Genomic DNA, 23,313 nt, shown 5'->3' on the forward strand with positions numbered 1-23,313 from the left:
GATTCCGTAAAGAGTCTGGGAACTCTGACGGAGAGGCGAGATCTGTGAATACCCTAAGTAAACGCCCCCGGTTCAGCCCCCATGCTCCCAGCTCACCTCGCCGACAACATCCGTCGCCAGGTTCTCTACTACCTGCAGTCCACCTTTGACTTCCGCGACGAGCGGGTAGCTCAGGCCTTTGAGCGCTTCCTCGAAGACCCTCAGCAAGGCATCTTCAAAGGCCCCTGGGTGCAGCTCAAGCGCCCCTTCCGCTTGGCTGAAGACTACACTCCACCCTTCAACATCACCGTCCCCTTCACCCCATTCCGCCACCAGTCAAGGGCCTGGCGGCGGCTCCACAGCAACCGTCACCAACCAGAACCTACCCTGATCACCACCGGTACCGGCTCCGGCAAAACCGAGTGCTTTTTGTACCCCGTGCTCGACCACTGCCTCCGGGCCAAGCAAGCGGGGCAATCCGGCATCAAAGCCATCATTCTCTACCCCATGAATGCCCTGGCCGCCGACCAGGAAAAGCGCTTTGCCAAAACCATCTGGCAAGACCCCAAACTCAAAAATGCGGGCATTCGTGTTGGCACTTACACCGGGCGCTACGACCCCGCCGACCCCAGCTCCCAAGATTCTGGCGATACCCACATGGGGGCCGACCACGGCATCACCAACCACACCGCCCAGCTCGACGCGCCCCCCGACGTGCTGCTGACCAACTACAAAATGCTGGACTTTTTGCTGCTGCGGCCCCAAGACCAGCGGCTGTGGCGGTTCAACGAACCCGGCACCCTACAATACCTAATTCTCGACGAGCTGCATACCTACGACGGTGCCCAGGGGGCCGATGTGGCCTGTCTCATTCGCCGCCTTAAGGAGCGCCTTGCCATCCCTAAAGGCCAGCTCTGCGTAGTGGGTACCAGCGCCACTATGGATGATCGCGATAGGAGCGATCGCGCCCTGGGCAACGACATCGCCGATGCCATCGAGACCGGGGGCGATCGCCTAGCCCGCTTCGCCAGCACCCTGTTTGAGGAAGATATCCCTGCCGAAGCCGTGATCATTGAAGACCGGCTCACCGTGGAAGAAATTGTCACCAGGCTAGACGATGCTCTGGTAGAACTACACTTGCCCACCCCCGATGACTGCCAGCCCCACCCCGATGAAGACGCCCCCGCCTATACCTTTCGCCAGGTAGCCCTATGGGATGGCCCTCGGTTCACTGAGGATATTAATGACACCGCCGCTCTCGATAGGTGGGGTGTAGCTTTAGGCCAATGGCTCTGCACCACCCGTCTGTTTAAGCAACTGCTGACCCTCTTTGACGACAACGAGCGCACCGGCACCGATGCCCTGACCTGGAATAGCCTGATCGAACGCATGGCCAGCCAAGAGCTGGGCTTTTTGCTGGTCACCCGGTTTGAGGATCGCCGCTGGATTCTGGTTTCCTTCTTTGCCCTGGTAGCCTTTGCCAAGGAAGTTCGCAGCGATCGCACCTTTCCCCTAGTGCCCACCCAGGTGCAGCTCTGGATTCGCGAACTCACCCGCATCGGGCGCTACGTCAACGAATCTCCTGTCTTTTGCTGGCTTGACGAGCCCGCAGGTGACAACCGGATGCTGCCCGCCTTTCAGTGCAGCGAATGCGGCGCTTCTGGCTGGATTGGTCTTAAAGATACTCAGGCCGAAAGCGCTATTGGGGCCAGAGGAGTAGAAGGGTTTAAGCTCACTGATGACATTAAAAAGATTTACCAAGGCTGGTTTGGCCACCACGGGAAACGCGATGCCAACATTGTCACCCTCATGCCCGACCCCGACGACACCGCTAGTCAGTGGCGCATTCAGCAGCAGGGCAGCGATCAGCCCAGCCTGTTTGGTCAGTGGTATCTCCATCCCCAGAGCCTCGTGGTGCGCCAGGGCGAAGGCCCTTGCCCCCTCACCGACGACAGCCGACGCTTTCGGGTGGCCATTAACTACGATGTGGAAACGATCAAGGGCAATGGTAAAAGTCAGCTGGTGGGCAAGCAGGGCTGCCCCTGCTGCGGCTCTCTAGAAAGCGTGTTCATTATTGGCTCCCGCTCCGCCACCCTCTCCAGCGTCATGGTGGATGAACTCTTTGGCTCGGTGCTCAACAGCGACCCCAAGCTGCTGGCCTTCACCGATAGCGTGCAGGATGCCTCCCACCGGGCTGGTTTTCTCTCCGCCCGCACCTACAACTTTTCCTTCCGCACCGCCCTGCAACGGGTAGTGGATGACGCCGGTTCTGAGGGGGTACCGCTGACGGCGGTAGGCGATCGCCTGCTGCACTGGTGGGGCACTCCCGGAGTGGGGCGACCAGGAAGTTTGAAAGATGCGATCGCTGCCCTGCTAGCCCCCGACCTAACCGACTTTGAAGACTACCTGGCTTACCGCAATCACTCTACCGCTACCCAGCCCCCAACCCAGCTCTTAACCGCCATTCAAGAACGGCTGACCTGGCAGGCCAGCAGCGAATTTGGCGTTATGCTCCAGCGTGGGCGCACCCTAGAGGCCAGTGGGGCCACCTGCCTCGCCTGGGACTGGGCCTGCATTACCCAAACCGTCGAAGCCTTGCGCGATAGCATTGAGGCGATCGATACCAGCCTGACTTCGTTGCCCATTGCTACCCTCGGTCGCTGGCTGCTGGGTATTTTGCACCGCTACCGCCTGCGGGGTGCCCTCGGCCATCCCTACCTAGTCGATTATGCCCGCCACGGGTTTTGGGGCAAATCTCCCTTTGGCCGCTACCTACCCCAGCGCGAAACCCACCCGCCCATGACCCGGTTTCGCCCCCGGTTGATGGTTACCAAGGGCGATAAATACCACGACCACATCCTCAGCCAAACCTCCGGCAACACCCAGCCCTGGCATGTCCGCTGGACTCAACGGGTACTGAATCGTCCCACGATTGGCGACCTAGAAGCCCTCGACCTGCTGCAACTGCTATACACCAAGGCCGAGGCCACAGGCCTGCTCCAGCAACTCCATAACGATGGCAGCAAGGTTTACTACACACTCAACCCCGCCAAGGCCAAGCTGGTGCCCTATGGGGTTAAGCTCACCTGCTCAGAGACGCGCCGCTCCATCGTCCGCCCGGAGATCGAAGCTGACCTTTGGGAGGGTGCCCCCAGTTTGGAATACAGTGCCCAAAATGGCACCTACCGCCGCGACGAGTTTACCCTCCGCCAGGGCTACTACCAAGACCGCTACCGCAAAGGTGCCCTACGCCGGGTGGTGGCCAGCGAGCACACGGGCCTGCTGACCACCGACGAGCGGGAAACGCTGGAAAGCGCCTTCTCGACTACGCAGCACGCCGATGATCCCAACGTGCTTACCTGCACCAGCACCCTGGAGATGGGCATCGACATTGGTGACCTGTCCAGCACCATGCTGTGCTCGATTCCACCCACTACCGCCAGCTACCTGCAACGCATTGGCCGGGCCGGACGATCCACGGGTACGGCGCTGATTGTCTCGGTGATCAACCACCAGCCCCACGACCTGTTCTTCTACGGTCGTCCGGGGGAAATGCTCCGGGGCAAGGTCGATCCACCAGGCTGTTGGGTCGATGCCTCGGCGGTGCTGGTGCGCCAGTATCTGGCCTACTGCTTCGACTCGGCTACCAAGGTAGGCCAACTGCGCGAAATGCCCGGCAGCGGCACCCAGTTTGTCCGCGACATGAGCAATACTCAGGGCCAAATTCCTAACCTGATGGCTTGGGTCACCCAGCGAGAGGCCGAACTCCAGCAAGCGTTTCTGGCCCGTTTTGCCAGTGATATTCGCTCTGATACCCAGGCCCGTTTTACCCAGGAAACCGAAACTGAACGGTTGCTTCAGCGCCTGCGACGGGTGGCCCAAGAGTTTGACCAACAACGCCGCGAGCTAGATAACGCCCGCCGCCGCCTGCAAGACCAAAAAGCCAAGCTCGACGAGCACGAACTGGAGGCCCGCCAAGAAATTGAAGATGAACTGCGGGTGCTCAAAGGCCGCCAAACCAGCCTGGCCCGCACTACCGCCCTGGAACTGCTGACCAACAACGGACTGCTGCCCAACTACGCCTTTCCCGAGTCTGGGGTGCGGTTCTATGGTTCCGTCTACAACCGCCACCGCACGGCAGAGAAACCGATCCCCCCCATTGAGGTGGTGCGCCCGGCGGCGAGCGCCCTGCGGGAGTTAGCCCCCCACAACCACTTCTACACCCACAAGCGCCAGTTTAAGATTCAGCAAATTGGCGTGGGCAGCCGCGAAGAACCGCTGACCGAAACCTGGGCTATCTGCGGTAAATGTGGGCATATGCGCCCCACCAGTGACCTTACCCAAGAAAATGCTGCCCCCGCTTGCCCGCAGTGCCACTACGATGGCGGTGCCGACAGCCAGGCTGACATTGGGCAGCACAAGACCTTCGTTAAGTTCTCCCGCTCCCAGGCGCTCTCGGTGATGGAGCAGTACGAGAGCCTATCAAGCGATCGTTCTGATGAACGGCAAAACCAGTTCTACCAGCGCCGCTACAGCTTTGACCTGACTATCGATGCCCCCAGCGGAGCCACTGGGGAAGAAGAGCTCCCCTTCGGCATTGAGTATCGAGCGGCGGTGACATTGCGAGAAGTCAACATTGGCTACCAAGACGACAAGGGGGCGGTGGCCTTTGGCCCAGAGGGACCAGCTCCAGAAAACGGGTTTGTGGTCTGCGCCGACTGTGGCGTGGTTGCTGGGCCGTTTGAGGCAATTGACAAGGTTAAACACCGCCGCAGCTGTTCGGCCCGTCGCAAGCTCGACAAAGCCAAGGCCGAAGGTCGCACCATTAACCCCTTCAAGGAAGTTCCAGTTTACCTTTACCGAGAAATCCAGTCCGAAGCGATTCGCATTTTGCTGCCCCCCATGGCCGAGGACGAAATTCAAACTCTGCGGGCTTGCCTGGGCCTAGGGCTGCGGCTGCGGTTTGAGGGAGACCCCAGCCACCTCACCATCTTTCCTCAGCAGTTACCCGATGGGGATAATGCGCTGACCCGAGACTACCTAGTAATTCTCGATCGCGTCCCCGGCGGCACTGGCTATCTCAAAACCCTGTTTCAGGAAACCGATGAGGCCAATCGTACTGGCGAAGGCATTATGGCAGTGATGCGCCTGGCCCTCGATGCCATGGAAAGCTGTCGCTGTGGTCGCATGAGCGCCCTAGAAGAAAACGACACCGATGGCTGTTACCGATGCGTGCGCACCTATTCCCAGCGGTACAATGCAGCTCAGATTAGTCGTACCCTGGGCGTTCGACTCTTGAAACAACTGATCCAGGCAGGCGATCGCCGCATTGAGCGAGCTGGGCTAACCGATATTCCCAATACCTCCCTCTTCGGCAGCATCCTAGAGCGAGAACTGGTGCGCAAGCTCGAAGAATGGGTGCTCGACAAATCGGGCACCTGGGAGAAGACACTGGTGCAGGGTAAAGCCGGATTCCGGTTTACAATTCCTCATCCCAACCACACCTGGGAACTTGAACTCCAACCTCAGCTTGGGCCTCCCCAGGGGGTTGCGATCCAGTGCCAGCCAGACTTTCTGCTGCGCTGTGCCGATGATGAATCCATTCGCCCCATTGCTATCTTCACCGATGGGTTTGAGTTCCACGTCACCACCAACCGCCTGGCCGATGATATGGCTAAACGCCGTGCCATCCTCAACGCTGACCGCTACCACCTGTGGAACATTACCTGGGACGATGTGCAGCACTCAGGCCTCGATAGCTTCTGCATCGTGCCGGAACCCATTGCCAAAAAGATGGAGTTTTTTGCTAATGCTGCCGCCAACCAGGGTATCGTCATGCCTGCTGGCCGTCGCGCCGTCGGGAACCCCTGGCAACAGCTTCTCGCCTTCATTGAACGCCCCAGCGCCACGGGCTGGCAACAGTTGGCCAATTTTGCTGCCGCCTTTCCTCTAGAGGTGCTAGCCGCCCATCGCACCCATTTGGAACCCGACCTCTTTAGCGCCCTGGAAGACTGGCGTATCGGGAAAGACTTTGTCCCACCCGCCAACGACGAAAAGGGTACCTGGGTCTGCAATCCTCAGGCCAGTTCTGGCACTGACCTGGTTGCCTTCTCCACCTTAGAAGCCTGTCTGGCCAACCAGCGCGACCAGGTACGAGTCAGCGCCCGGTTAGGCGATCGCGACGATGAGCGCCTGGCCAGTCAAAGCTATCGGCCTCGGTGGCGCAGGTTTTTAGCCTGCCTTAACCTATTCCAATTCTGTGGGGCGTTTACCTGCTTCACGACATCAGAAGTCACCGAGGGCACTGCTCCTGATGTCGTCCCCACAATGACCATAGATTCCGCCAGCGGCCCCTGGGCCGATATCCGCGAGGAGGTGATCGACTCTCTTCATAGCCTAGTAAATGGCCTGGCCGCTGCGAGGGTGCCGCTGCCTGAACCAGCTTACGAAGCCGAAGCCATTGAAGACGATGCTCTGGCAGAATTAGCTTGGCCTGACCACTCGCCGCCCATTGCGGTGTTGGCCGGAGACCAAGTATCCCTCGCCTCAGCCTGGCAAGCCGCTGGCTGGAAGGTGGTCACCACCGATGACCTTCAGGCCCAGGGCACTACCGTTTTAATTGACCTTCTCAACACCTGATCAGGGAGAACGAACCATGGCTCAACTGATGATGCACGCCAAGGTGTTTAAGAACTTCTATAAGCTCCCCACCAAGGTGCAAAAGAAGGTCGCCACCCTCATTGAGAAATTTCAGGTGGATCCCTGGGATCCTGCCATTGGCCTGCATGGCTTAAAAGAAACCATGCTGGATGAGAAAGTGCGGGGGGCCGATTTGCCCGATGGTTACCGGGCTATTGTCATTGCTCCTGAACAGGGCGATACTTTCCTTCTCGTTCATATCGACTCACACGATCGCGCCTATGACTGGGCCAAAAATAAGCGCTTTGAAGTCCACGGCAGTACCGGCGCGTTTCAAATCTTTGACGCCCAAGCCACCCAGCAGGCTGTTCAACAGGTGGCAACACCTGAAACCTTCAGCCCAGGCAATCCTTACATCCTTCAACAACTCTCCGACCACGACTTGTTTAATGCTGGCGTCCCGCAGTTGCTGATTCCGGCAGTACGGGAAATACGTACCGACTACGACCTGGATATATTGAGCAAATATTTGCCCGACGAATGTGTCGAAGTTCTCATTGGTTATGCTGCTGGCCTTTCCCTCGATGAGGCTTTAGCCCAGGCTTTGGGGTCTGATATTGACGCAACCAGCACCGTCCACGTAGAAGGCCCCGGCGACTTCTCAAAACTAACCCAGCGCTCCAACCGCGACCTAGTTATTGTCGATGGCGAAGATGCCCTCAAAGCCATCCTTCAAGGCGGCACCCTGGAGGAGTGGCGCATCTTCCTCCATCCCCGACAGCGTCAGTTGGTGGAATGGGAGGTGAACGGCCCCATGAGCATCACCGGAGCAGCCGGAACCGGGAAAACTGTAGCCCTATTGCATCGAGCCGTTTACTTAGCCCGAAAACTCAACAATCCCAAAGACAAAATCTTGCTGGTGACGTTTTCTACCAACCTGGCCATCACCCTTAAAGGCTATATCCCTCGCCTTAACCCCACGGTTGCCGAACGGATCGAGGTCACCCACCTCAACCAACTGGCCCGCACTATCTGCCAGCGGGGCGGCTGGAAGGGACGCATTGCCTCTCCCGAAGAGCGCGATGAACTTTGGACCGAAGTCTGGGCTGACCCGACCATTGCCAACCTACCGATAACGAAAGACGGTCTTCAAGAGGAGTTCAACCTAGTGGTCGATGCCAATGGCATTGAGACCGAGGAAGACTACTTAACGACGGTACGTACCGGCAGGCCCCGCCTAGGTCGCAAGCAGCGGCGGGAGGCTTGGCCCGTCTTCAAGGCATTCAAACGCCTGCTGCTAAAGCGCAACCTGATGACCTTTGAAGGGGCGATCCACCAAGCTCGCCTAGTAGTAGAGCAGGGCAACTTTCCTCAGTTTCGCCATGTGTTAGCTGACGAAGTGCAAGACTTTAGCCTTGAAGGACTGCGGCTGTTGGCTGCCCTCAGCCCCCTAAGTGACGGGCAAGTGAATCCGCTCTGTGTGGCTGGAGATGGACACCAGCGCATCTACCGCACCCGCGTCCCCCTCAACCGCGCCGGTATTGAGGTGCGCGGTCGATCTAAGCGCCTTAAGGTGAACTACCGTACCAGTGAGCAAATCCGCCGCTTTGCTGAGCAAATCCTCGATGGGTTAGATGTCGATGACCTGGACGAGGGCAAGACCAGCACCATCGGCGATCGCTCTGTCTTTACCGGGCCAAGCCCTGAAATTGCCACCTGCACTGACGAACAAGAGGAAGCCAAGGTTATTGCTCAATGGGCTAAGGCTTCGGTAGAAGCGGGCCAGTTCTCTGACCATGAGATTTGCGTTACCCCCTACAAGCCAGACATTCGAGCTGCTCTTCATGCTGAGGGGTTAAAGACCTATGAACTGCAACCCAGACAAGAAGACCCTGGCCCTGAAGAACCTGGGGTACGCTTGGGCGCGATGAAGCGGATTAAAGGGCTGGAGTTTAAGGCGATCGCCATGGCCTGCACAAGCGATACCGACGCCATGAATAACCTGGCCGGAGCCGAGCTACTCGACAAATGCGAACGCTATGTTGCGGCTACTCGCGCTAGAGAAGCGCTGTTTGTATGTATCCACGAGTAGCTACGCCAGCATGAACTCGTCAAGTTCATCGAGTCAGGGATGGAGAGCGATCGCCTCGCTGAGGCATTCTGAAGCAGCAATTGCCGTTTGACTCGCTGTACTACTCGGCGAGCGATCGACCTATTCACATCAATTATGCTCTTCAGTAAAGGCGAAACATCTGGAAGTCCACTGACAAATGTGTGCTAACAAGGAGATTGAGCAGTGAATTAAATCATCCAATGCCATGCAGTTCACTTAGTTCATTTGCGTTGTTAATAGCTTTTGCACGTTCGGCTAGATCTCTAGCAGTCTTTTGAAGTTCTTGCAGCGTCTCCATACGGCGGAAAGCATCAGCCCATACTTTAGAGCGTTCTCTCCAAAGAAAATCGCGCCATTCGTTTTCAACATCCTTAGCTCGAATTACGCGATCTACAAATTCTTCAACAATTGCGAACCCAGCTTGACTAGGTTCTCTTAGAAGTCCCTTTAGCTCCTTTTCACAGTTGTTGACAGCTTCAATGTATGCTTGATTTAGGTTGCTAACAATTCTCTCAGCCGGAGGCTGCCCCTTCCCAAGTAATTCGTCAAACAACTTAGGTTCAAATTTGTATTTTGTTTTGTTAGCGGTGAGTACATCCAGATGCTTACGAATTCTGTGTTGAATGAGCCCCCGATAAACAAGATCAAAGTTAGCCAAAAGCTGAAATCCAAATTTAATCTTTTGCTGTTTCTCAGGAACTAAATCTGCTACAGCTTTTAGAAATTTGCTAGCAACTATAGGTTCATTATTATTTCTAGCTACTAATTCACCTAAACCCTGATCGGCTAACGCTACAATGACCTGCGATTTAATTTCTTCTAGAGATCGATTGAGCCCTGTTTCTAGAGAAAGAAAACGAATAGATAATTGAGTGCGAATATTTTGAAGGCTCTTCTCATAAGCTGTTCGATAGCCCTCATAACGTTTATTGAGTTTTTCAATTTCTTCTTGATTTGGCACTATCGCTTTATCATTCCGGCAACTTTGAATGAGTTTATCCACATCATCACGAAAGTGGCAATCTTCACAATCTCTTTTTTCAATTAATTCGGTTAGCAAGTCCTCAAGACGGACTGGAAACGCATCCCAAAAAGCACTGAATCTTTTATTAAACTCCTCCATTCCATCTTCGCTCTTTAGAGAATCTATAATGTTGGAGAAGTTTAAAATCGCAGAATTTGTTTGTTGTTGGAGAAGGCTAACTCGGTCAAAGCAGGCTGTGGAATACTGATAATCTAAAACGTCAATTCTATTAATTAGATAATCTAGAACAGAACCTAGAATCTCATTATTTGCTTCAGGTTGATCAGCACAGTTGGCGATAATTGTTTGCTTCGCTTTAATATGCTTGACTTGCATTTTTTCAGCAAAAATCTCACAAAGAGCAGAATTAGTACTATCACGGTTTAAAACCATGAATGACCAATCTTCGATAGGTAATTCTGTGAGAGCCTTGTTTGCTGTGTCATAAAGTTGCGTATCAAAATCGAACCAGTCATCGCCCCCAGTTCTCGGTCGTCTAACAAAGAGCACAAAATCGATGTCTTGACCTAACGTTCGGATCATTCTCTCTGAATCACCAATCCCTGTATCTCCTAAACCTGGCATATCTACTAAAGCAAGTTGTCCTACTTCCTTGTTCGGAAAGGGGCAAAATATTTTTACTTCTTTAACTGCTAGATAGTTGTAATGTGCACCTTTTCCATCAACAGTGTCTTGAGCTACAAACTCTCGTATTTGGCTTGATTCAATCTGCATTGAATTGGACAAAAGAAGGCTTCGATATTTATCTAAGTGCTGATGATATTTGCAAAGATGCTCATACTTTGCATTTAATTCAGAGCTTTTTTGAGAAGGAGGCTGTGGTGGATTGGAAGCAAAGAGTTGCAAAGTTTTAGGAGCTAATCCTAAAACTAGTTGTTCATAGTAAGGAGCAATAATTTCTTCTAAGAAGGATTGTTCGCTATGAAAAACTACTTCTGCATAAGTTGTAGTATTTTGAACATGATAAATTGTGCTTCTTACTCCAGTACATTGGAGCAATTCTCCATCAGGAATTTCAACAGTCGATAGACCTGTCAGGCTTTGTAGGAGGCGGCTTTTTCCTTGCCTTGCACGCCCAACAACTCCAATATTTAACGTCTTACGAGAGAATCTTTTCCTCAATTTATCGAGTGCTCTTAATTCATTCACAATCTCACATTGGATTGTTGCAAAGTCAATCTTTCTCAATTGTGCACGAAGCTCAGAATCGTCTAGTTCACCTCTAAGAGATAACTCATCTCTTTCTTGAGCAAGCGTTTGTAGCTCCAAGCCTAATTTCTGTAACTGTACCTCAGCATTTTCAATCCGCTTTACCAAAGGCTGGCGCTTTTCAATAATATTGTTAATCTGCTGAGATTTTGTCATAGCTACATTCCTAAGTATCGTAAGAACTGTACGAGGGACAGTACAGCTAGCTTCTCCGTAAGAGTTCCCAAGAAGATAGTGACACTAAACAGAAGCATTTCGGTTTTGGGGAGAATAATTATTCCTAAATTTTTGCTTGAAGTTACTTGCCGCTGTACAGACTGAACTAGCCTCGCCTTATAGGAATCAGCATTCTTCCACCACACTACCCGATGCCCTTTTAACTCCGCACAGTGTTTCTCCAGACATTTTTGCCACCCTCGGAGATCGCGAATCTTTCCCAATCCATCCAGTAACCCCTAATTTGCCTCCTGCCGACTCAGCTTGGCGAACTTCTCATAGAGCCGATAGTTCGAGTGCACTAGGTGCAATACGGGTAGATTATCCTCTGGGTCATAATCTCAGTGGCTGACGTACAGGTCTTGCAAATCAATCTGCATACTGATGCGGAGACAAGAGTGCTGTTGGCTATCGAAGTCTGGGTAGAACAGGTAGGAGATTTTGGGTTTGCTGGTGTGGAACCTGACCACGATTGCTTCTTCGAAGCGATCGATCGTGCGAGAAGTACAACCTTCGTAGAGCCGGAGTAGGGGATCAAAGGCATCCAGGGCTGAAGCATGAACCTAGAGGGAGTTAAACAGCTTCTTGCCGAGCGGGCTGAATTTACACCGCTCACCTGAAGTTGTTCAAAGCGAGAGAGCGGGTTTGGCGGTGCCGGTGGTGCAGCCAGGGGCTGTTGGTTGGCGATCGCCCGGGTAGGGAAAGCGGTCCTCCCACAGTTCTGCAATCGCCGTCAGATGCCGCTCCACCAAATCTGACATGGAGGGCCTAACCGCAGGGTCTGCCGCCAATTGTGCTAACCGCTTTAGATTTCGCTTGGTAGCAGGCGTAACTAGCAAGTTAACTGGCCTTTTCCGCTCTCCGTGGTAAATCGGCTGACCCCGCATCGCCTTCTGCCCCGCCCGCCGGTTGCCCCGCCCCAACGGAGCTAACCAGACACCCCGCTCCATCTTCACAGCGACAAATTCTTCAATCACCCCCGACATCGTCATCTTGAGTCGGCTGGCCACAAGCTGGAGATAGAAATAAGTCCGAGGCGTGAGCGTCAGATTCAAGGGCACCTTAGCCCCCTTCCTGCGCTGCTTCCGTACCCGCCGACCCTCTTGGCCCTGTGGCGAGGGTGAGCCTGTCTGAGAATGCACCATGACACCGTACCTAATACCTTTCATCAATAATACCGACTCAATTCTAATGCTGCGTACAAGCTAAAGATCGTGCAGACAAAATATACATTTTCCATCATGTTAGTGCCATGAAAGTATTGGCACACCTGCAATATGCGTCATTCATAAACCTAGCTTATGCGCATTACTAAAAACCTCGCAAGTAATATTCGACTTCGCAGCGCTTGTAATACCGTCCAACCCACTCTCAAATATTTTTATCGAAGCGGAATTTGATGCTGGAAAGCAAAAATATTTCAATATAAAGAACAAAGTTTTATAATGCTATCTCCTAAAGCATTGCTGCAGATAGCTTTAGCTGTTATTTAGAAGTTTTCAATCTCTTGTATTTGATATAAAAAATAATGGAATTAATGTTTTTTACGAAACTCGCTATTCTTTAATTTCTTAGCTTATGCGCACTCTATTTTTCCTACAACGAGCGCATGCAAAATGAGTTACATTTAGGGTATTATGTCCTTACAAATCAAGGATCTGACCGACATAAGGCAAGCTAATCAGTTAGCTTGTGCGCATCCATACACATTAGCTAAAAAAGAAGGGTTGACGCATGGAAGATGTATATTACTCCCGTCAAATCAAGACTGTCGGCGCTGCATTTCGGGCTTATAGTTTGGTGCTCAGCGGACAGTGCGCTACTGGAGACAGTCCGCGCAATACGGTCTCCCTGGCACGTACAGCGGTCATCGGCTACACCGTGCCGGGTTGGGGTGGCCCCAGCCGTCAGGGAGACCGCATTACTCCCTCAGAAGTCGAAGCGGCCCAGCGCTTCCTCTACACCCTGCCCCTTGACCAGCTCAACCAAGCGCTAAAGGCCCAGAGCACTCACTTTGAGGCCAAGGACATTGATTCCAAAATTCAAAAGGCCAATCGCTATCAGCTGTCTAAGTTCATCGCCTGGGTTCAAGACCAGGGGTGGCTCGATGCGGGGCAGGTTCCCTTAGGTGATGAGGTCTCTCAGCCAGCGGCTCAGGTCTATCGCCACTCTTTCAACATTGCCAAGGAGAGGGGAAAACAGCCGCTCAAAAACCTGGGGCTCACTAAGCGAGTGCGACGCCCCGATTTTGGCCTCAAGCCCGATGAGGTCAATGACAGGCTGAGAGTGCAAATCGATGCTGTAAAGCAGTTCGAGGTGCAGTCCCTCAATCATAGACCTGCCACCATTAACAGCAATGTCTCATTTCTCATGCGCATGCTGGGTTGGCAGCATCGCTACGGTCTGGTACCGCTGGAGGACTTATCCCTCACAGGGTTGGTGCCCTACACCCCGCTCAATGTTTCGATGGAGTCCATTCAGGCGGAGGGAATGAATGAAGAGGAGGCTTGGCAAAAGTTGCTGATGCGGCGGGAGCAACGCAAGGAGTTGGCCGAGCAGCAGGCGCGGGTGGCGGAGCGGGTGTGGGATGACTACTTTGTGTTCTACAGGGATGCGCCAGATAGTCAGGTGGCGACTCTACAGGCGCTGATTATTGTGGCGAAGTATTTTTATCGAGAGACGGAGAACACGGCCTCTAAGTCGGGGTACACGGATATTCCAGTGGTACGGCGACTGCGGCAGAAGCTCTCGGTAGCCAACAAGTTGCGCAAGAGTAAGCCGCCAGAAATCGCCTACAAGGAACGCAGCGTCTCTTGGGAAACGGTGCTCGATGTGCTTGACGCCCAACAGGCCAAGTACGAAGAGCGGTTTTACTACTCGGTGAGTCAGCGTAATGGCAAGCCCCACCGTCAGCGTAAGCTTCGAGAGCCGACGGCGATCGCCTGCGACCTACAGCTGGTGTTGGTGCTCTGTATACTTTCGGTGATGGCACCCGAGAGGAATCGCACCATCTGTGAGCTAGAAATGGGCCGCACGCTGATGCAGGGATCGATTGAGGATGGGGTGTTGGTGCCAATTGAAAATATGGCTCGCCCTGAGTTGGCTCAGTGGCACCTCTACCTTGGGCCCAAGGATTACAAGACGGGTGAGATCTATGGGAAGTACCTGACGCCGATTGACAATATGCAGCTGGCCCGGGGGCAGACGTTCTATGGTCTCTTGCAGACCTGGATTGACACCTATCGTCCGTTATTTAACCCCGCTCATAATCAGTTGTTCGTCAAGGTGAAGACGACGATGGGGGCCACACCCGGTGAACCGATCACCCACCAAAATTTGACGTCTTGGGTGAAGTACCTATTCTATCGGCATGTGGGGGTGCCGGTGGTGCCTCAGTCGCTGCGCAAGATGTATGTCACCTATCTGAAAAGATCGAGGGCTTCAGAGGCGGAGCTAGAGGCAGCGGCGCGGGCGATGCATCACAGCCGAGCAATGCAAAGCCGCCAGTACGATGAGCAGGATCTGCAAGATAAAATCGCCCCGATCTCGGCGTTTAATCAGCAGCTCTTCAAACAAGTGTTCAGTGCTCAGGATGCCGCTGAGCTACCACTGACGGCGGATGGGCAGCTACGGCTGAGGGATTTATCCGAGGCTCAGATCAAGGCGCTCAGTCAGCAGCTGCGGCAGGAGAATAAGCGCCGTCAGCAGGATCATTCGGCGGCTTGATGTCTCGTTTTGCCATAAGGTATGGTCTTCCCATCTGCGATGCTGCCGATGGGAAGACCATAATCTAGCTGCTGACAAGTGGATCTCTGAGATGTAAAGGTTCAACAAACTACCCCAGGTTCGCTACAGCGCTGTGACGGCAAAGGGTTTGCCACAGTTACAAACTTGGTGTAACGGTTTGTAAAGGGGATAACCTGTGGGAGACGCGCTGCTGACAACTGTCCCAACGAAAAAGCCCAAGGCCTCTGTGGTGATGAATAAGGCTGTCAAATGGCATCTTTAACGGATCAATATATTGGGAATGAGCCAAATATATTCTCTTTGAGTGGTCCTTCACTTTACCTGCTTGCTCCTCTATATCAATTTTCATTTCTAGTATGTTGATTGCTTTTGAGGCGTGAGTTTTTGCAGGTAAAAACTTGCATCTGCAAGTTTTTACCTGCAAAAACTTGCATCTAGCCAGAATGACTTAAAGCATCAATATGAACCAATTAGTCATATGTAAACTTTTCTAAATTATGCAATTAGCCTTTTAGCTGAAAAGTTAGAGTAATGTCTTATTGATTGCGACAACGAGCAGGTGCTTGGCGCTAAGCCCTCACTATATTGTTGAAGTCATCAGTAAGGAAAACGACCGACCGAGATAAATCATGAACGACTATCCAATTCACAACTTTTCCTTTCTGATAGGCTTTGGCAATTCAAGATTTTTATTCTCAGGGTGATAACCCATTATTGACCTTTTAAGCTTTAAGCCTAAGGGTTGATTAAAGTTGCTCCTGATCAAAGCTTGAATAGCTATTTGGCTATTGAAAGGGAAGTGTTATTCCTGAGGAGGGAATATGCTTTCACTTTTGTTTGGCCAGACTTTATGGTGTTTTGAGCAGCCGGGTTGCTCCAAACACTTTTGCGGCCCGTTAGTAATCCCTTGGCCGTTAAATATTTGGCCGGGATATTGGTTGAGTGGCACACCTGATAAAGCGCCACTCAACCAATATCACGCACTTAAAAAGAGATTCCTGAGGCAGATCTAATTTGCTTCTTGGGATCTCTTTCTTCGTTTAAACAGCAAAAAGCACTGCCTGTCAGCGGTGCTCAGAATGTCGTTTTCTTTTCTTGATAATGTCGCAATTATACTCTCAACGGCCTACTTCAGGTTGGCTGCTCACGCCCGTCTTAGTTCTAGCTCACGTATCCTCCACCCAAGATCAACCCCAATACCTTAGTGAGCAACAGGGAGGGTGCGATGAGTTTTGATATTCGCCTCTATCTTGATAAGCTCGCCCCAAATCCCAAAGAAAAGAACAAGTATATTTGTCCAGTTTGCGGAGGTAACAACTTAAGTATTTCGTCTAAGGGTGAACCACCACCCTACAGTTGTTTTTCCAGTGGATGTGCACCCGCCGAGATTAGACAGGCGATCGCGCCATTACATTCGAGCCAACAGAGTAGCCCAGGCAAGCGCAAGCCTAAGACCCAGCGTCAATCGGCCAAAGAGAGGGAACGGACAGTAGAGATTAATAGCGCACGTGTGGAGATCAAGGTAGAAGAGTTGCTGCTCCAGGGTGTGGCCACGGGCAGCCATACCTTAGAGCAAGCCAGGATTACTTTAGAGCAATGGTGTAAGGTCGAAAATTTCGACCCGTGGAATGCTTTAAGGCTTTTTGAGGCCCAAGCTAAGGAACTAGGGTTTGATGCAAAGGGGCTCACTCTTGACCAAGCTCAACAATGCCTAAAGCAAGCGATTGTGGAGGGTCTTAAGGGCTCCGATGTTGAAGCACTGATTGCTGACCTTTCCCGCCAAACTGGTTACCCGCCCCAAATCTTACAGCGGATTTACGGTGAACTAGAACGTGAAGCCGACCTTGAGACGGCGACTGAACGGGCAACAGCCGATCTTGAGCACCTGAGGGCAATCCAAGGGCAACGGCTCCCTTTCAAAGAAGGCCTGCACGGGGACGGCGGCGCATTAGCCCGTAAGATTGCCCAGGTAGCTGACGCGATGCCAACGGCTCCAGAATTTCTGGTCACCACTCTTATTCCCGTCCTAGCAACGGCGATCGGTACCGCCCATACTCTGGTTGTCCACGCCACAGCAGGTTATACCGTACGAGCAATCTTCAGAAGTATTATTGTCGCTGGCACCGGGCGAAAGAAAACTCCATCTCAGGCCGCCATTCTAGAGGTGTTAACTAAATTAGAGGAATCTGCTGCCCTTGACTACCAGTACGAGCTGGCCACCTACGAGCAGGACTATAAGGAATGGCTGAAGGCTTCTAAGTCAGGGGATAACCCTGGTCCAGAGCCAAACAAGCCGACCCGGCGACGCTACGTTTCCCAAGACAACACCCTGGCGGCCCGTGTCCAAATCCATAAAGAGAACCCTAGAGGGCTCTTGCTTTATAAAGATGAGGCTTCTGCGTTTATCACTGAACGGGGGCGTTTTAACAGTGGCAAGGGTGACGGTGGCGAACTCGAAGCCGACCTATCTGAGTTCAACGGCGGCGCAATCGTGTGCGATCGCAAAGGTGACGGCTCTACCTTCCTACCCAAAACCGCTATCAATCGGGTAGGGGCTACCCAATTTAGCGCCCTACAGCGCCTAATGGGCGCTCACGAAGACGTTTGTGGAGAATTTGCCCGTTATCTGTTCTGTGCGGCGGACGCCCCCCCATCAAAAATTGACCTTGCAAAAGATGTTGGCGATATTGGCCTCACCTCGGCAGTAATGCAGTTGTTCAACGACCTGCTCCAGTTACCTGAGGGCACCTACCTATTGAGTCCCCACGCCAAAGAATCCTTTCAGGCGTACCAGCACGAGTTGACCGATCGTCAAATTGCCGCAGACCACCCCAGCTTACAGGCAGCCTATCCCAAGTTTGAGACCTACTTTGGTCGCTTTATCCTCTGGCTGCACCTAGTGAATGCGGTTTTGGCAAGCAGAGCACCGGAGCCTACTGTGGATGGCTACACTGTCGAGCTAGCGCGGCGGTGGACTGAGTACTATATCGGCCAACTGAAGCTGGTCTTAGCCGTCAACAGCCCCCAACAGGAGCTTACTGGTGATCTGTTCAAGGTTTACAACTACCTAAAGCGGAAAGAACAATCCATGGGTGTGCGGGAGATCTCTCAAGGACGCCTATTTGACCGCGATACCGACAAGTCCAAGCGGCGATCGCCCTACTTGCGGGAATTGTTAAGCACCCTTGTTGAGCAGGGCTGGATTGTCCAACAAGACGGCCTGTACTCCCTCAATACACTTGAATCACCACCCTGGGTTGAGCAGAATGCTCAACAAAACCTCGATGTTGAGCAGAATGTTGAGCAGATGTTGAGTAGACCTGAACCCACTCAACATTATTTAGGGCAAGGCTTTTCAGGATTTGTTGAGCGAAATGTTGAGCAGGTTGAACATAACTCTGTTAAGCAGACAAATGGACACCATCACCCGGATGAATTTACCTCCATCAGCGATCGCGAGTTAACCGAGCTCCTGGGAGGTGGCCGCCATGCAGACGGCTAAAACTGACCTCAACGAAATCTCTGCCGATATTTATCAACTGCTAGTCACGATCATCAGGAGCGCCCCCCAGAATGCAGCAGCGGAGGTGTTCGACCTACTGGGGCGGCTCGACCCAGAGGACAAACGGCAGCTATGGAGATGGCTCGACCAGCGCGATCGCAATTTAAAGCAATGGCTAACAAACCAAGGGAAGCAACGGAGGACGGTGTGAGTATTGCAAAAGAATTACTGAACGCGATGATCACCTACGCGCTTAAAAAAGGCTTGGTTACACCAGAAGATCCACTCCTACAAGGTGTCCATTGCGAATCACGACTGCTTCCACAAGAAGCCGAAGGAAGCGTTGTTTCTGATCAGTCGGTAGACTCTCCCAAAAATCAGTCTGAGAGGCTACCGTTATGAGCAGGTCCTTTAGGCCAGTATCTAATTGTGTGCGTGACTCGCGGCGGTGGGTAAGGGCTTCTATCTGCTGTTTGAGTGATGCCCTGGCTTCAACAATTGCTGAATTTTCACCCATTGCTTCCAGTACAGCTAGCTGACTACGTAGCTCTGCCAGTTCAGCAGATTCTTTTTGGGGGGTTGAGACATTCGCTAGATTAGCTATTTCCTCAGCGCGCTGAACCAGAGCGTCAATGACAGCTTTTTCCAAAACCTCCATGCGTACACCTTTATTACACTCACAGGCTTTGGTGCGGCTGCGGGCGCAGAGGAAGTATTTGTACTGGCCGCGATAGCCATTAGCAATGATGCATCCTTTACCGCAACAATCACATCGAACTAATCCGGTTAAAGCATATCGTCCACGGGAGTGACCAAAGCCACCAAGCCTAGAGTTGAAATCTAAAATTTGTTTGATGTCCTGGTACTCATCTTCAGTCATCAAACCTTCATGCTGATTATGGTAAACCTCTGGATTGATTGATTTAGGACGATAAACAATATGCCCCCGCAAAACTGGACTTCTCAACCAGCGTCCCAAGGCGCTGGCTGAGTAAAAAACAGGAAATCCGTAAACCTTATTAAACCGACGGATAGTCCCGTCAAGGCTTTGCACAGAGATATAGGTTTCAATCAGCCATCTAGAAAGTGAAAACTTTGATAGCTCCAATTTTGACTCAAGCATGCAGATAAATGCTTCTTTGTCCACAGTTAGCTTGAAGTTGTTAACCCTATAGCCAAGGGGAGCATGGCAAACTCGCTTTTGTTTGCGAAAGTGGGCATGACCGTGCTTAATACGCTCTGATAGGTGGTCAGACTCCATTTCAGCTAGAGACGCCAGCATATGGACATGAAACTTGCCAGCAGCCGTTGTCATGTCTACAGAGTTGTCCAAGGCTATGAGAACAACCTCTGATGCTTGAAATAAATCTAGTATCCTCCTGAGAGTAATAACTGAACGACTCAGTCGGTCTAGACGGGTGACAATCACCTTCTCAACGCGCTGCTGCTCCACCAAGCGCATAAGTCGCTGGAACTCTGGTCTATCATCTTCGCGTCCAGACCGACCCGACTCCACATCCACCAAGATCTCTTCGGCCCCTGCTTCTTTAACACGGGCCTTCTGCTGATCCAACGCAGCGGTGTTGTCACTTTGCTCTCGACTGCTTACACGGCAATAGCCAATAGTTGACGGCACATTACCCCTCTTCACAAGCTCCAATACTTACCCAAGTGCTATGGAGTGTACCATCAAGCTCGCTATACCACTCCTTTTTCCAAATCGGGGCGTTGTGCTTAAGGGTGTCGATCGCATACTGACAGGCCGCAAACGCCTCGGCTCGGTGGGGGCAGCCCACGGCCACCAGCACACTGATATCACCCACGGCCAGCTTGCCGGTGCGGTGGTGAATGACGACACGGGTAGCATCAGCCCAGGTGTCGCGAATTTGGGCAGCAATCTGCTTAAACACTTCCAGGGCCATAGGTTCGTAGGCCTGGTACTCCAGCGCCACGACGGCTTTGCCCTCGCTGTTGTTGCGCACCATGCCGCTCATCACCACCACAGCACCGTTGGCGGGGTCATCGGCCAGGCTATAAACCTCGTCGAGGGAGAGAGGGGCAAAGGTTACCCGCAGACTGTCAGCGAGTGCGACCACAGAGTTCGGCGTAGCGAGCGGCATAACAAACCTATAAATAACGACAGAGGCGGCACTGGCTTCACAAAAATTCGTCTATCGTAGCGGTTGGTTACGCCGTGCAGCTATCCCTAAGCAGGGCAGCCGATCGGGGCCATCCAGTATTGGTGCCGACATCCTCTGCGACCAGTGCCTTGCATTATAGGGTGGGCATCCTTGCTTCTAAAGTCTAAGCCGGAGGTATACCGTGGTTGATCTATCGGCCTGTCAAATTACAGCGGCGGGTGACCTGACGCGATCGCTCTGGCGACTGCTCAATATGCTCCTACAGCCCACCCTCATCCTGCCAATCCTGGCCGTGATGGTCGCTGCCCCCTGGATCGTGCGCCCCCGCCGATGGAAGCGCCGGATTAGTCTGGCCGGGGTGCTGCTGGTGCTGCTCTATAGTCTGAGCCTATCTCCCCTGGGTACTCAGCTGGGTGGGAAAGGACTGGCGCTGCTGATTCCTCGCGATGGCGGCCAGCCTGCCGATGCCGTTGTGGTGCTGGGGCGCGGGAGAGACTTTCGCCCCAGTCGGGTGCAGGTGGCCGCCGAACTGTGGCGACAGCAGCGGGCACCCCTAATCTTCGCCAGCGGTCGCAGCGACGCCGCAGAAATTGGCCAACTGCTAGAGGCCGCCGGGCTGCCAGCCGAGGCGATTGACGGCGAACCCTGCTCGGCCACCACCAACGAAAATGCCCTATTTACAGCGGCACTGCTGCAACCCCAAGGCATTCGGCGGCTAATTTTGGTCACCGACCCGCCCCACATGGCGCGATCGCTGCTCACCTTCCGCAGCCTAGGGTTCGAGGTCACGCCCCACCCCAGTCCCATCCCGCAGAGTCTGGACAATCGCAAACGTCAGTTCCTGGTACTGCGAGAATGGGCCGGACTGATCGGCTATGGCATGATGGGCCGATATTTTGCGCGAGAAACGGGGGAGGTGGGGTTTGGGGCGTAGGGGAGTGATGGGGTGGGAGAGTTCTAAGTTTTGAGTTTTGAGTTTTGAATTAAAGCAGCAAATTCAAAACTTAAAACTTAAAATTCAAAACTTTCTCCCTCACTCCCCTACTCCCTCACCCCCTTTCTTCCCCACTCCCATCAGGTACAGCAGCGCCATCCGCACAGCAACGCCGCTGGTAACTTGGTCGCTGATCAGACTTAGGTTGGGGTCATCCATCAGGTCAGAGCTGATTTCGACGCCGCGATTTACCGGGCCGGGGTGGAGGACTTTGACAGTGGGCTGGCAGGATTGGATGCGATCGCGCGTCACCCCAAACCCTTGATGATATTCCCGCAGGCTAGGCAGCAGGTGCTGGGCCATGCGCTCTTTTTGTAAACGCAGGGTCATGACAAAATCGGCCCCCTCCAGGGCTGGGGCCAGGGTGCTGTGCTGCACGATGGCGCGGGGAATGTCGATGGGCGACTGGGTAATGAAGGCATCGGCAAAACCGGGGGGTAGCAGGGTGGGTGGGGCCGCCAGGTGAACCTCAGCGCCGCAGGCCGTTAAGCACCAGAGATTGGAGCGGGCGACGCGGGAGTGGAGAATGTCGCCGACTAGGGCAATTTTCTTGCCTTTTATCAGCGATGCCGTGGGTTGATCCGGATCAAGGGTCAGTCCTAGCGTGAATAGATCGAGTAGGGCTTGGGATGGGTGGGCGTGGAGCCCGTCGCCGCCGTTGAGCACGCCGACTCCAGTATTGAGCCGATCCATCTCGGCGGCGATCGCCCCCGGCACCCCCGCCTCCTGGTGGCGAATCACCATTAGGTTGGTGCCCATGGCCAGGTAGGTCTTGGCGGTGTCTAGAATGGTCTCACCCTTGGTGAGCGACGAGGTGCCGGGTGCAAAGTTGAGCACATCTGCCGACAGGCGCTTGGCGGCTAGCTCAAAGCTGCTGCGGGTGCGGGTCGAGGGTTCAAAAAACATGTTGGTGACCACCAACCCCTGGAGGGCGGGCACCTTACGGGTGCGGCGCGACAGCACCTGCCAAAAGCTCACCGCCGTCTCCATCACCGTTTCAAACTCCGCCGCCGTAAAATCAGCCAGCGACAGCACGTGTCGTCGATTCCAGGAAGCACTCGCCATGGCCCGTTGTCTCAACCCCGTTCAATACCGTCCCCACCATACCTGGCCGGGGGCCTCAGGGATAATCTCGGGGGCAATTTTCCTGGCACTTTTGGGACTGCTGGGGAGTTGTTCTGGGCCTAGCACTGGGGTGGAGCCAATATCTAAAGCGACGGACTTAACGACATCTACGGGCTCCGGGGAGGCTGCGAATTCGGCGATCGCTCCCCTCTTCCAATCCCTAGAATTAGCCTCTAGCCCTGCCGATGCCCTGATTAGCACCAGTCGCCTCATACAGGCCAAGGCCCGGCGACTGGTGGTGCCCACCGACCCAGTTGCCGTCGATCTCTATACCCTCGACGATCGCTGCGAGAGCTACCAAGCCGAGCCCATTCAGGTACCCCGCACCCAAAGCATGGAGAACACCGTTGCCCTGATCATGGCGGAGCAGGCTATTCCAGAACTTAACCTCTCGGGCTATCGCACCAGCTTTGACCCTGAGACCAACACCGTCACCATCGACCTGCGGGTGGCCCGCAGCTCTCGCCGGGTGCTCAATTCGCTGTCGGTGTGCGAACAGAAAGCGCTGCTGGGCAGCCTGCGTGAGACCCTAATCAACCAACCCGACTGGAAAATTGAGGCCGTTGTCTTTACCAATCGGGGCAACCCCCTAGTGCTATAGCT

Annotated in this window: 12 protein-coding genes; 7 read left to right on the forward strand and 5 right to left on the reverse strand. The window is 53.5% G+C overall.

All coding sequences use genetic code 11. From position 1 onward, the window contains the following. Positions 1-81: 81 nt before the first annotated feature. Positions 82-6,618, forward strand: a complete 6,537-nt coding sequence (locus tag H6G07_RS21150) for a DEAD/DEAH box helicase family protein (RefSeq protein WP_073610595.1) — start codon at positions 82-84, stop codon at positions 6,616-6,618. Positions 6,619-6,634: 16 nt separating this feature from the next. Continuing rightward, complete coding sequence (locus tag H6G07_RS21155) at positions 6,635-8,710, forward strand: UvrD-helicase domain-containing protein (RefSeq protein ID WP_073610594.1); 2,076 nt, start codon at positions 6,635-6,637, stop codon at positions 8,708-8,710. A gap of 214 nt (positions 8,711-8,924) precedes the next feature. Here H6G07_RS21155 and H6G07_RS21160 read toward each other — a convergent pair whose 3' ends face one another. Together H6G07_RS21160 and H6G07_RS21165 are read right to left on the reverse strand one after the other, a co-directional pair. Continuing rightward, positions 8,925-11,141 (reverse strand): hypothetical protein, encoded by a 2,217-nt coding sequence (locus tag H6G07_RS21160; RefSeq protein ID WP_073610593.1) that lies wholly within the window; start codon positions 11,139-11,141, stop codon positions 8,925-8,927. Between the two features lie 686 nt (positions 11,142-11,827). Then, positions 11,828-12,346, reverse strand: a complete 519-nt coding sequence (locus tag H6G07_RS21165) for a hypothetical protein (protein WP_171973088.1) — start codon at positions 12,344-12,346, stop codon at positions 11,828-11,830. Positions 12,347-12,935: 589 nt separating this feature from the next. Here H6G07_RS21165 and H6G07_RS21170 point away from each other — a divergent pair. From H6G07_RS21170 to H6G07_RS21180, 3 genes are all read left to right on the forward strand, one after another. Beyond that, the gene (locus H6G07_RS21170) at positions 12,936-14,927 is read left to right on the forward strand and encodes a hypothetical protein (protein ID WP_073610589.1); all 1,992 of its coding nucleotides are present in this window, start codon (positions 12,936-12,938) and stop codon (positions 14,925-14,927) included. Positions 14,928-16,458: 1,531 nt separating this feature from the next. Continuing rightward, positions 16,459-18,450: a DUF3987 domain-containing protein gene (locus tag H6G07_RS21175; protein WP_073610588.1), complete on the forward strand. Its 1,992-nt coding sequence runs from the start codon at positions 16,459-16,461 to the stop codon at positions 18,448-18,450. Continuing rightward, positions 18,437-18,661 (forward strand): hypothetical protein, encoded by a 225-nt coding sequence (locus H6G07_RS21180; protein ID WP_073610587.1) that lies wholly within the window; start codon positions 18,437-18,439, stop codon positions 18,659-18,661. The genes H6G07_RS21175 and H6G07_RS21180 overlap by 14 nt, the downstream gene beginning before the upstream one ends. A 57-nt stretch (positions 18,662-18,718) precedes the next feature. Here H6G07_RS21180 and xisF read toward each other — a convergent pair whose 3' ends face one another. Both xisF and H6G07_RS21190 read right to left on the reverse strand, forming a co-directional pair. Beyond that, complete coding sequence (gene xisF / locus H6G07_RS21185) at positions 18,719-20,086, reverse strand: fdxN element excision recombinase XisF (protein ID WP_073610586.1); 1,368 nt, start codon at positions 20,084-20,086, stop codon at positions 18,719-18,721. 1 nt (position 20,087) lies between these two features. Then, positions 20,088-20,570: a molybdenum cofactor biosynthesis protein MoaE gene (locus H6G07_RS21190; protein WP_073610585.1), complete on the reverse strand. Its 483-nt coding sequence runs from the start codon at positions 20,568-20,570 to the stop codon at positions 20,088-20,090. 202 nt (positions 20,571-20,772) lie between these two features. Between H6G07_RS21190 and H6G07_RS21195 the strand changes: the two genes are divergently transcribed. Beyond that, positions 20,773-21,525, forward strand: a complete 753-nt coding sequence (locus H6G07_RS21195) for a YdcF family protein (protein ID WP_244901959.1) — start codon at positions 20,773-20,775, stop codon at positions 21,523-21,525. 99 nt (positions 21,526-21,624) lie between these two features. On the opposite strand, the gene H6G07_RS21200 is transcribed toward H6G07_RS21195, so the two are convergent. Then, positions 21,625-22,650 (reverse strand): aspartate carbamoyltransferase catalytic subunit, encoded by a 1,026-nt coding sequence (locus tag H6G07_RS21200; RefSeq protein ID WP_073610584.1) that lies wholly within the window; start codon positions 22,648-22,650, stop codon positions 21,625-21,627. Here H6G07_RS21200 and H6G07_RS21205 point away from each other — a divergent pair. Then, positions 22,649-23,311, forward strand: coding sequence for a hypothetical protein (locus H6G07_RS21205; RefSeq protein WP_139297163.1), 663 nt, complete (start codon positions 22,649-22,651; stop codon positions 23,309-23,311). The genes H6G07_RS21200 and H6G07_RS21205 overlap by 2 nt on opposite strands. Positions 23,312-23,313 lie beyond the last annotated feature (2 nt).

It is taken from the genome of Phormidium tenue FACHB-1052, assembly GCF_014696675.1.
Lineage (GTDB): Bacteria > Cyanobacteriota > Cyanobacteriia > Phormidesmidales > Phormidesmidaceae > Nodosilinea > Nodosilinea tenuis_A.